Origin of the sequence: Mycobacterium persicum, from assembly GCF_002086675.1 — a bacterium.
GTDB classification, from domain to species: Bacteria; Actinomycetota; Actinomycetes; order Mycobacteriales; family Mycobacteriaceae; genus Mycobacterium; species Mycobacterium persicum.
On the sequence record NZ_MVIF01000008.1, the window covers coordinates 85,559 to 96,275 of the forward strand.

The 10,717-nt window shown below is 64.7% G+C and carries 9 protein-coding genes; 1 reads left to right on the top strand and 8 read right to left on the bottom strand.

Going from position 1 to position 10,717, the window contains the following annotated elements:
* Positions 1–5: 5 nt before the first annotated feature.
* The 5 genes from BST40_RS04800 to BST40_RS04825 form a co-directional block, all read right to left on the bottom strand.
* Positions 6–1,193 (bottom strand): glycosyltransferase, encoded by a 1,188-nt coding sequence (locus BST40_RS04800; RefSeq protein ID WP_075545963.1) that lies wholly within the window; start codon positions 1,191–1,193, stop codon positions 6–8.
* A 23-nt stretch (positions 1,194–1,216) separates the two neighbouring features.
* On the bottom strand, positions 1,217–2,428 hold the full coding sequence (locus BST40_RS04805) for an acyl-CoA dehydrogenase family protein (RefSeq protein ID WP_075545964.1): 1,212 nt from the start codon (positions 2,426–2,428) through the stop codon (positions 1,217–1,219).
* A gap of 27 nt (positions 2,429–2,455) precedes the next feature.
* Positions 2,456–3,061: a TetR/AcrR family transcriptional regulator gene (locus BST40_RS04810; protein WP_075545965.1), complete on the bottom strand. Its 606-nt coding sequence runs from the start codon at positions 3,059–3,061 to the stop codon at positions 2,456–2,458.
* A gap of 106 nt (positions 3,062–3,167) precedes the next feature.
* Positions 3,168–4,385: a GNAT family N-acetyltransferase gene (locus BST40_RS04815; protein ID WP_075545966.1), complete on the bottom strand. Its 1,218-nt coding sequence runs from the start codon at positions 4,383–4,385 to the stop codon at positions 3,168–3,170.
* 239 nt (positions 4,386–4,624) lie between these two features.
* Complete coding sequence (locus BST40_RS04825; RefSeq protein WP_075545968.1) at positions 4,625–5,029, bottom strand: nitroreductase family deazaflavin-dependent oxidoreductase; 405 nt, start codon at positions 5,027–5,029, stop codon at positions 4,625–4,627.
* A gap of 206 nt (positions 5,030–5,235) precedes the next feature.
* On the opposite strand from BST40_RS04825, the gene BST40_RS04830 reads away from it, so the two are divergent.
* Positions 5,236–5,460: a DUF2905 domain-containing protein gene (locus tag BST40_RS04830; RefSeq protein ID WP_075545969.1), complete on the top strand. Its 225-nt coding sequence runs from the start codon at positions 5,236–5,238 to the stop codon at positions 5,458–5,460.
* Between the two features lie 56 nt (positions 5,461–5,516).
* On the opposite strand, the gene BST40_RS04835 is transcribed toward BST40_RS04830, so the two are convergent.
* From BST40_RS04835 to BST40_RS04845, 3 genes are all read right to left on the bottom strand, one after another.
* The gene (locus BST40_RS04835; protein WP_075545970.1) at positions 5,517–7,754 is read right to left on the bottom strand and encodes an NADP-dependent isocitrate dehydrogenase; all 2,238 of its coding nucleotides are present in this window, start codon (positions 7,752–7,754) and stop codon (positions 5,517–5,519) included.
* 164 nt (positions 7,755–7,918) lie between these two features.
* Entirely contained in the window at positions 7,919–9,544 is a 1,626-nt protein-coding gene (locus BST40_RS04840) for an FAD-binding protein (protein WP_075545971.1), read from the bottom strand.
* 560 nt (positions 9,545–10,104) lie between these two features.
* Positions 10,105–10,296, bottom strand: coding sequence for a hypothetical protein (locus BST40_RS04845; protein ID WP_075545972.1), 192 nt, complete (start codon positions 10,294–10,296; stop codon positions 10,105–10,107).
* Positions 10,297–10,717: the final 421 nt, after the last annotated feature.

Here is a 10,717-nt window from a genome sequence, read left to right on the forward strand (position 1 = left end):
AGTGATCACCCGACGCGTCCCAGCCGGGCGGCATCTTCGAGCAGATCAGCGGCCAGGGCAACGCTTTTCGCCGGTGCGATCAGTTGCGCGGCGACCTCCCGCGCCCGAGCGACGCGTCGCGGAGTGAGGACCGAACGCAGATCTGCGACCAGAGTGTCTTGGGTGGTGGTCGAAAACGCCCGTCCCGCGCCGACTCCCAGCTGATCGACCCCGGCTGCCCAGACCGGCTGGTCGAGCCAGAACCACAGGATCAACGTGGGGATTCCGGCCCGCATCCCCGCGGCCGTGGTGCCGGCACCGCCATGGTGAACGACCGCGCGGCAGCCCGGATAGACGGCCGTATGATTCACCGCGTCTACGATCTTCAGGTGGCCGGCATGGGCGATGCCGCGGAAGTCGTTGACGCCGCCGCAAATAAGTGCCCGCTCACCTAATTCGGCACAAGCAGCACTGATCATGGCAACCGTGTCGACCGGGCTGTCGATCGGTGTGCTGCCGAAGCCGAAATAGATGGGTGGCGTCCCCGCGGCCATCCAGGACAAGACCTCGTCGTCGGCGCTCGTCGGTAGCTGCAGCGTCAGCGCGCCGACGAAGGGCTGCCGCCCATGCGGTGCTAGCCAATCGGCTGCCGGTCCGGGCAGGCAGAGTTCGTCGTAGGCCTGGATTTCCAGCATCGACGGTGGTTCGTCGGCCTCGGGTAACCCCAATGCCTGCCGTTGGGCTTCATCGACCGCCGCGATGATCAGCGGCGACATCCCGCCGGAGGCCCACAGACGTGCTGGGAAGAGGTGCAGCGCTGCCGCTGGAATACCGTGGTATTCAGCGACATTGGCGGCCAGACGTTGTTCGTTGAAGCTGGCCAACAGCAGATCGGCCCCGGCCGCCAGTGACGTCAGAACCGCACTCTTGTCCGCGTTGACCCGGGTGACATGCTCGATCACGTGAGACAGCAGGCCGATCGGATTGCGGGTCTGGGCCACCAAGTCGCGGACGAGATCCATGGCGGGGTTCATCTGTTCGCGCGAGTCCGGCCCGTAGGCCACGCCAACGAGTCCTGCTGATTCGACAAAGCTGACCATGTTGGGCGGCACCGCCATACAGACGTCGTGACCGCGCCGCAGCAGTTCGCGAGCGACGGCTGTGCAGGGCTCGATATCGCCGCGGCTGCCATAGCATGCCACCACGACCTTCATCACGGATACCTACCGTGCGGCGGTCATCGGATGGGCAACCCGGTCAGCGCGCGCGAGATCACCAGGCGCTGAATCTCGCTGGTCCCTTCGAAGATAGTGAAAATTTTGGCGTCACGGTGCATCCGCTCCACCGGGTAGTCACGGGTATACCCGTTGCCGCCCAGGATCTGGATGGCCTCATCGGTGACGTACACGGCCGTCTCACTGGCTACCAGCTTGGCCATCGAGCCCTCCGCCGAATCGAAGCTCTGGTTGTTACGCGCCATCCAGCCGGCCCGCCACACCAGCAGCCGGGCCGCGTCGATCCGGCTCTTCATGTCCGCCAACTTGAATGCCACAGCTTGGAATTCGCCGATCTTTCGACCGAATTGCTCACGCTGGCAGGCGTATTCGAGAGCATATTCGTAGGCGGCGCGGGCCACGCCCACCGCCATCGCTCCCACCGTGGGCCGGGTGCGTTCGAAGGTCTTCATCGCCGCCTGACCGCCCACCGAGGCGCCGGATTTCGCCCGGGCGATCCGCGCCTCGAATTTTTCCCGGCCGCCGAGAATCAAGTCTGCGGGCAGTCGCACGTCGTCGAGCATCACCTCGGCGGTGTGCGAAGCGCGGATGCCGTGCTTCTTGAACTTCTGTCCCTGGGCAAAGCCTTTGGTGTTCGGCGGGATGATGAACGTGGCCTGGCCGCGGGTGCCGAGCTCCGGATAGACCGACGCCACCACGATGTGCACGTTGGCGATGCCGCCGTTGGTGGCCCAGGTCTTGGTGCCGTTGAGCACCCACTCACCGGCCGCCTCGTCATAGCGTGCGCGGGTGCGGATGGCGCCGACGTCAGAACCCGCGTCGGGTTCCGAAGAGCAGAACGCGCCCAGCTTGGGATCGTCGGCGGTGCCGAACATCTCGGGCAGCCAGCGACCCAGTTGCTCCGGAGTTCCGTTGCCGGCCAAGGCCGCCGCGGCCAGGCCGGTGCCCATGATCGACAGCGCGATGCCGGCGTCGCCCCAGAACATCTCCTCGAAGGCGGTCAGCATGCCCAGTCCCGTCGGCTCCGCTGCCTGCTGCCCGAAGAAGTCGGGGGAGTACAGGCCGACCTTGGCCGCCTCCTGGATGACCGGCCACGGAGTCTCTTCCCGTTCGTCCCACTCGGAGGCGGCCGGGCGGATCACTTCGGTCGCGAACTCGTGCACCCAGTCGCGCACCTGTATCACGTCGTCGCTCAGTTGCAGTGAGAATGTCATGGCTCTACTCCTGAAATAGTTTGGTGCTCAACGGGTCGCGGCGTACTGCGCGAGGACGCTTACCGTCTGGTTGACCCACGCCTCGAAATATCGCTCGTCATCGATGTTTCCGGGGGTTCGGCCGGTCAATGCTTGCAGCGTGGCGGCGTGGGACAGGGACGCGATTGCGACGGCGGCGGCCGCTTCCGGGTCGGGGATCCGGGTGCGACCGGAACGGTTGGACGCGGCCAGTTCGTCGGCGAACCGCTGATAGGCATTGTCAGTGATGACTTGCCAGGTCTTTTCGTCGAGATCACCGAGCGCATCGGGCTCGCGCAGCATGACTTTGAGTAGGTCTTCGCTGTGTTTCAGGTTGTTCCAGATCAGCCGCCCTGCGGTCCGCACCGCCTGCTCGACGGTGTCTGGTTGCCCCGCGTCGTACTGCTTCCGCGCGGCCACGATGCTGTCGATACGGTGCGCTACCGCGGCCTCGAGCAGTTCACGCTTGGAGCCGAAGTGCTTGTAGAGCGCGCCCGATCCGGGCGCCAGCCCGGACGCCCGCTGGATATCGGCAACTGACGTGGCCGCGTACCCCTTGGCGGCAAAAAGCTTCAGTGCTGCCGACAGCAAACGGTCGCGTCCCGAGGCGGGCATAGTGAGAGAGTACTCACTCACCTGCGGTGTGGCAAGCGTGCTAGGGCGCACGATGCCAGACGCGACGACAACGATGTCCCCTTCGGAACCGCAGAACCTCAGCGCCTCAGAAAAAGAATCCGGCATGCGGTGTCTCCGGCACCGCGAACAGCCGATCCGCCGTGGCGAGTGCGGCTGCATCGTCGGCGCGTACCAGCCCGGCCACCGCGAGGCTGCGCCAGGTGGCGCCCCCGAGCAAAACGGCGGCAAGCCCGTGGACGCCGATGTGTAGCTGCGGACGCTGCTGAGTGGGTTCGGCGCCGTCGCCGGTGATTGTGAAGCTGACCGAATTACTCGGCAAGGCAGGGTCGTTGACGGCAACGGTGACGGAGCCGTCGCCCGCATATCGGCGTGCGGAAAGCACCTGGTGCGCGTCGACGACGCGCAGCCATGTCTCGTCGTATATCCGGGTGACCTTCGCGGCCCGCCGGTCGACAAGCAACCACGGCAACGGATCGTCAACCGGGAGCATCCAGAACACCACGCGGTCAATGAGATCCAGCCCCAGCAGAAATCGCAGCAGGCCCAAATAGGCATCCGTTGATGGGGCGAAGAAGTCCTCGACCGCGATGGTGCGTTGTTCGCTGACGAACCAGGTCTCAGTATCGAGGGGGCGGTAGCGGACGAAACCGGATTCCGCCCCGGGCTCACCGTGCACCGCGACATACCAAGGCCCAGAGTATGCTTTGGCGCGCAACCGCAGACCCCGCCACCAAACCGGTGCGCGCTCAACGGTTCCCGGCCGGGGAGACCGGTTTCCGGCGTAGATTCGGGGCAGCACGTCCCATGCTTGCGCGGTGTCGAGCAGCCGAACCGGCCCGCCGGCTCCGACGCCTGGACGTAGCGCGGCCCGTCGCGTATCCACCTCCACGCTCTGCGATGAACTCGCCACGCCGTAGCCAAACCGCTCATAGATCGTCGCCTCGGAGGCGCGCAGTGTCGCGACCACCTCTCCCCGGGCGGCGATGTCGTCTAGCTGATGACGGACCAGCTCGGTGGCGATACCTCGACGGGTGTACGACGGCAGCACCCCGATGTGCGTCACGGCGGCGTGCGGCACCACCGCTCCGCCGGGAAGTGTCAGTCCGCAGGTCACGGCATCAGCAGTGCCGACCAGCTGTCGTCCAACGAAAGCGCCCACCGTACGGCCTGGCTCGAACAGCGTGGTGAGCTCGCCTGGCGGCAGGTCCGGCGGGGGTGGCAACCCGACCATGGCGGCGCGGAAAATTCCAGCAGCCGCGACGAGGTCGTCTTCGCCGTCGAGAACACGGATCTCGATGCCCACCAGGCCATCATGGCTGGTGCCCTCGACATTAGCGCGAGTGGCTCGGGTGAAGCGACTTTGGTCGGCCGATTGGGGATAACGGCCTTCACCGGCGCCCGGACACGCGTCGTGTGGTTCTGGACGACTTGTACCAGAACCTGGTTGCCATACCGGTCGGTGAAGCGCCTTATCGACTCAGCGCTCGTCACCGGGCCCTTCGGGATGGCCGGCGATGTTGGCGCAGATCTCGCGGACCCGAATCAGTTCGGCGCGGGCGGCGTGGCCCCGGCCGCCAACTTCAGATAGCTCCTGACGTTGAACCGATCGAAAGTACGTTTCCGGCCAGGGGCCAGCTGCCCGGCTACAGCCGCGGCATCAAGGATCTGCGGATCAATTGCCTCATACGTTTCTCCGTGCACGTGAACAGTGGCGTGCCCCGCAGCCAAGACATTTCGCAGCCAGTCGGTGTCTGTGCCGTAGGGCAACGGAATGACGAGACCCTGATCTACCCGTTCGGCCACCACGGGGGTGGCGTACTTCTTGCCAGTGTATCGACCGGTGTGTTCAATAACGCTGGCGTACCAGTACTTTCGGCCGGCCACCAGCATCATGGCCGGATTCAGCACGTGCTTGTTGAACACTCGCACGGTATCAAGGACCGCCATGACCAACCTTCTTTCTCGGTGGAGGAGCGATTACCGGCGAACGAAATATCCTCGCGCAGTAGGCCCTTCAGATCTGCCCATGGTAGGTCTGCTGGCGCAGAGGTCCTAGGGCCTTTGGTCCCATGCCGCGCAACGTGAGTGGGTGCCTAGTCAATGAGGAGGACGGTTATGATCGGTGCCGACCGACTTATCGGGTGGGAGGTCCAATGGGCCGCAACGTAGGTCCGTTCATCGTGGTGGCCGGAATCATCATCGCGGTGTTGGGTGTCTTGACGTGGGTCGGCGGCCTCTGGTGGGTCGGACGGCTTCCTGGCGACATCAGAATCGAGCGCGGAAACGTGCGCATCTACATCCCGGTGGTCTCGATGCTGGTGATCTCGATTGTCGGCAGCGTGGTGCTGACAATCTTGCTGCACCTGTTTCGCCGATGACGCCCGGCCAGCCGAGCCTGCGTGGCTGCGCGGCCAACGAGGTGAACGGGCGTATGTCAGCCGTGCGCGGCCGCCAACGCGTCGTTGAAGGTCTTGCTCGGTCGCATCACCGCCGTGGTCTTCTCCCGGTCCGGCGCGTAGTAGCCGCCGATGTCCGCCTCTTCGCCCTGAACCGCAGCGAGTTCGGCGATGATGGTTTCCTCGTTCTTGGCCAACGCATCGGCCAGGGGTGCGAAGTGTTCCCGTAGCTGCTGGTCCTCGTTCTGCGCGGCAAGTTCTTGCGCCCAATACATGGCGAGGTAGAACTGACTTCCCCGGTTGTCCAGCTCACCGGTCTTGCGCGACGGGCTCTTGTTGTTGTCCAGCAGCTTGCCGATCGCGGCATCCAGCGTCTTGCCCAGGATCTTGGCCTTCTTGTTGCCCGTCTTGGCGCCCATGTCGTCCAGGCTGGCGCCGATTGCCAGGAACTCGCCGAGCGAATCCCAGCGCAGGTGATTCTCCTCCACGAGTTGGTGGACGTGCTTGGGCGCCGAACCGCCGGCCCCCGTCTCGTACATGCCGCCGCCGGCCATCAGCGGAACGATGGACAACATCTTGGCGCTGGTGCCCAGCTCCAGGATCGGGAACAGGTCGGTGAGGTAGTCGCGCAGGATGTTGCCGGTAGCGGCGATGGTGTCCAGCCCGCGGATCAGCCGCTCCAGCGTGTACCGCATGGCGCGCACCTGCGACATGATCTGGATGTCGAGTCCGTTGGTGTAGTGGTCCTGCAGATAGAGCTTGACCTTCTTGATCAGCTCGTTCTCGTGCGGGCGGTACGGGTCCAGCCAGAACAACACCGGCATTCCGGAGTTGCGGGCCCGGGTGACCGCCAGCTTGACCCAGTCGCGGATCGCCGCGTCGGTGACGGTGCACATGCGCCAGATGTCGCCGGTTTCCACATTTTGGGTCAGCAACACTTCGCCGGTGTCGAGGTCCACGATGTTGGCGACGCCGTCCGCGGGAATCTCGAAAGTCTTGTCGTGCGAGCCGTATTCCTCGGCCTTTTGCGCCATCAGCCCGACGTTGGGCACGGTGCCCATGGTTCGCGGATCGAAGGCGCCGTTGGTCTTACAGAAGTTGATCAGTTCCTGGTAGATGCGGGAGAAGGTGGACTCCGGCATCACGGCCTTGGTGTCCTTGGGCCGCCCGTCGGCGCCCCACATCTTGCCGCCGGCGCGGATCATCGCGGGCATCGACGCGTCGACGATCACGTCGCTGGGCGAATGGAAGTTCGAGATACCTTTGGCCGAATCCACCATGGCCAGCTCGGGGCGGTGTTCGTGGCAGGCGTGCAGGTCCCGGATGATCTCGTCGTGCAGCGACGCCGGCAGTGACTCGATCTTGTTGTAAAGGTCGACCAATCCGTTGTTGACGTTGACTCCCAGCTCATCGAACAACTCCTGGTGCTTGGCGAAGGCGTCCTTGTAGAAGGTCCGCACCGCGTGGCCGAAGACGATGGGGTGCGAAATTTTCATCATCGTCGCCTTGACGTGCAAGGAGAACATCACGCCGGTCTTACGCGCGTCCTCCATCTGCTCCTCGTAGAACTCGACCAAGGCCTTCTTGCTCATGAACATGCTGTCGATGATGTCGCCTGCGCCCAACGACACCTTGGGCTTGAGCACCAGCGTCTCGCCCTGCTTGGTCACCAGCTCCATCTTCACGTCACGCGCCCGGTCCAGGGTCATCGACTTCTCGCCGTGGTAGAAGTCGCCGTGCTTCATGGTCGCGACATGGGTGCGCGAGGCCATCGACCACTCGCCCATGCTGTGCGGGTGCTTGCGGGCATATTCCTTGACCGCCTTGGGTGCGCGACGGTCGGAGTTGCCCTCCCGCAGCACCGGATTCACCGCGCTGCCCAGGCATTTGGCATAGCGGTTGCGGATGTCCTTTTCCTCGTCGGTCTTGGGATCTGCCGGGTAGTCCGGAAGCTTGTAGCCCTTGCCCTGCAGTTCCTTGATCGCCGACACCAACTGCGGTACTGAAGCGCTGATGTTCGGCAGCTTGATGATGTTGGTCTCCGGTAGTTGCGTCAGCCGTCCCAGCTCGCCCAGGTCGTCCGGGACCCGCTGCTCCTCGGTCAGGTAGTCGGGGAACTCGGCGAGAATCCGGCTCGCCAGGGAGATGTCACTGCTCTTGATCTTGATACCCGCCGGCTCGGCGAAGGTGCGAAGTATTGGCAGAAAGGCGTAGGTCGCCAGCAGCGGCGCCTCGTCGGTCAGGGTGTAGATGATGGTCGGCTGCTCGTCGCTCATCTGTGTTTCTCCCGGCGTCGCTATTGATCGGATTTCGAGGGCTCAGCGTTGGATCGGCGCCTAACCAGTATCGCGGCTCCATTGTGCCGAAAATCATCCGGGAAGTGTTCACTGCGTCGGCTATCAGCAACCGCACGCGGCGGACCAGGCTCCTCGGGGGTGGCTCAATGCGGGATCTCCTCGGCCGACGCCATGACGGCGTGCGTTCCGGCGCGGCGGCCGGAGAATATGCAGTCGGCCAGCGACAGCCCGCTGACGTAGGAATTGGAACAGATTCCGGCTGCGGTGCGTCCTGCACTGAACAACCCGGGGATGGGCTTACCCGATTGGTCGACGACCGCTCCGCTGCGTTCATCGATTCGGATACCCCCCAGGGTGAGCATCGGTGTGGGGTTGAGCAGGCTTGGCCGCACCGAAATATTGAGCAGGGTGAACGGCGGTTGGCTGATCCGGCGCACAAATTCCGCGGGCTTTCCGACCGGATCTGCTGCGCCGGTGTCGATGGCGTTGTTGTGCGCCTCGACGGTCGCCACCAGTCCGTCGGGATCGACACCGGCTGCCTTCGCGACCTCACGCAGCGACGGCGCGGTGGCCGCGTCGGCCAGCATCAGCGCCGCGACCTGGGCGCGCTGAAACCACAACGGCTGCTTGATCATTTGGCGGCGGGCTTCCCGCATCAACGCGGCGTCGGCGAGAAGCCAGCCGGCACCCTGGTGCTGTCGAATCATGGCTTGTCCGACCGCCGCTCCATAGCGACTTTCGTCGATGAAGCGATCCCCTCGCTTGTCGACGATGATCGCGCCGATGAACGCGCTCGGGGGGGTGATGAAACGCCAAGCCGAGACATTGTCCATCCGGTCGGTGACCGCTCCGGCGCGCTGCGCCAGGGCGATGCCGCTGCCGTCGTCGCCGCTGGTGCCCAGCTGCAGACCACCGAGATATTGCGGAGCGAACCGTCGCACCCAGTCGGTGTTGGCGATGAAGCCGCCGGCGCAGATGATCACCGCGCGGCCTGCGTCGATCCGCAGCGGCTGGGCGTAGCGCCGCTCCAGCCTGCGCAGCCGCCCTTCCAGCAGGCGGCGCAGCGGCGGGTAGTAGATGCCCGGTTTGGCTGACAGCTCGGCCATCGCCGCATAAAGCCGCCGGATCCGCGGTGGCGCATTGTGCATCGTCAGTGCTTCCACCCCGGTCACCCGACCGGACGAATCCTGGATCAGGTTCGTCACCGTGGTATGGGGCCAGAACCGAACACCAAGGGCCACAGCGGCTTTGGCTAACGGGGCATACAGTTTGCGGCCCGAGGTGCCGCTGCCCTTGACGCGGTGCCCGCGCTGGACGGGCGGGGTGTGGCTGCGGAACGCACCGGCGTTTTCACTGCCCGAGTGGTACAGGTAGTAGCGGTTGTTCGGAAACGAGGTCTTGTACGGGCACAATGCGGGGCTGAACGGCACCCCGTAGCTGCTCAGCCAGTCGATCATGTCGGGGCTCGAGCGCACGAATGATTCCAGGGTTTCCGGGCTGACGGCGTCGCCGACTTCGAGGCGAAGGTAGGCCAGCATTTGCTCGGGGGTGTCGTTGACCCCGGCCTGCCGTTGAACCGTGGTGCCGCCGCCGGCGTAGATGATCCCGCCCGATATCGCCGTGGCACCACCACCATTGGCACGGTCCAATGCGATGACGTCGGCGCCGCGCTCGCGGGCGGCGATGGCTGCGCACTCACCTGCGGCGCCGAACCCGATCACCACGACATCGGCGGATTCGCAGATGCGCGCCGACTTGTCACCAGCCATGCCAGTACTCCCACTCGGGTTGCGCGTTGTGGGGTGAACTGTAACAGGTTCTAATTTTGTCCCGTTGGGTTGAGCGGGTCGAATCTGGGGGTGCTCGACGAGATCTCCGCGGCCACGGTGTCGCCCGTGCGGGCGTCGTGGCGGATGGCGGCAGACTGAGCGGGTTGTTTTCGCTGAGCGCAATAAGCCGATCAATGGTGTCGCTGGCGGCCGAGAGGATCGGCGCGTCGCGCAGCGCGGTATTGGCCTACAAGAGACTGTGAGGTCAATCGTTGTCAACCCCCTGTCATGGTGTGACAGTCGGACGCAGGTGGGCACTTGCGAACATTGCTATAGGCAGATACTGCGACGATTACGCCATCCCGTGAGGAGCGCCGTGCGCCCTTCTGCGACTTCAAAACCAACCTCGCCAGGTTTACCGAGCAATCCTCCGCTGACGACCATCGAAGGAATCCGTAATGTACGCCGTGACTCAAGGGTGCCAATTGGTATTTCGGAGGGTGAGCTTCGGGAGTCCCGGGGATTCTCGCCGACGAACACTGCGAACCCGCCGACCGTCGCTATTGCCGGTTCATGAGGCGCTTGGCGGACCACACCCGGTAGGCGGTGCAGCCCATCAACACGGCGAGGCCCCCGCTACTGATCAGGCCCAGCGCCGTGCCGTGGCTCAATACATTCAGTACGAACAGGGCCAGGAACAGCACAGTCATCACTGTGTAGAACGCTGGGCCGTACAGAGGGTTCATCTTCACACGTGCAGCCCTCCCGCCCGGACCCACAACAGCCAGGGAACGTCGCGGTGACGCAGTGCTGCATGCGATTCTCCCCTGGCAGGGCTGCCTGTCGTGGGCGGGTCTGAGTTAAGCATGCCGGCCATCGTCCAGTGCTGTCGGCGGCCTTAATCCAGGCATTTGCCGGCGGCATCCAAGCCGTCCGCGACCGCCGCCGTACCGAGAGCGATTTGACCGACCGCGGCGGGGATCCCCACGCCGGTTCCACCTTCAGGAACTGCGGTCAAGATCGCAATCATGCCGCCTGCGGGCTCGAGGAGGGCTTTGGTTGCGTCATATGGGCTGCATCGAGGTTTGGCGGCCGCGGCGCCGCCCGGACCGGTGGCGGGGAGGGGCGGCGGCGGTGGGGTTGCGGGCATCGGCGGACCCGGCTGCGCAGGCG

Coding starts and splice junctions, on each gene's coding strand:
- BST40_RS04825 (WP_075545968.1), bottom strand. CDS start 5,029: ATGGCGGTCCTTGATACCGTGCGAGTGTTCAACAAGCACGTGCTGAAT.
- BST40_RS04835 (WP_075545970.1), bottom strand. CDS start 7,754: ATGAGCGACGAGCAGCCGACCATCATCTACACCCTGACCGACGAGGCG.
- BST40_RS04800 (WP_075545963.1), bottom strand. CDS start 1,193: ATGAAGGTCGTGGTGGCATGCTATGGCAGCCGCGGCGATATCGAGCCC.
- BST40_RS04805 (WP_075545964.1), bottom strand. CDS start 2,428: ATGACATTCTCACTGCAACTGAGCGACGACGTGATACAGGTGCGCGAC.
- BST40_RS04830 (WP_075545969.1), top strand. CDS start 5,236: ATGGGCCGCAACGTAGGTCCGTTCATCGTGGTGGCCGGAATCATCATC.
- BST40_RS04810 (WP_075545965.1), bottom strand. CDS start 3,061: ATGCCCGCCTCGGGACGCGACCGTTTGCTGTCGGCAGCACTGAAGCTT.
- BST40_RS04840 (WP_075545971.1), bottom strand. CDS start 9,544: ATGGCTGGTGACAAGTCGGCGCGCATCTGCGAATCCGCCGATGTCGTG.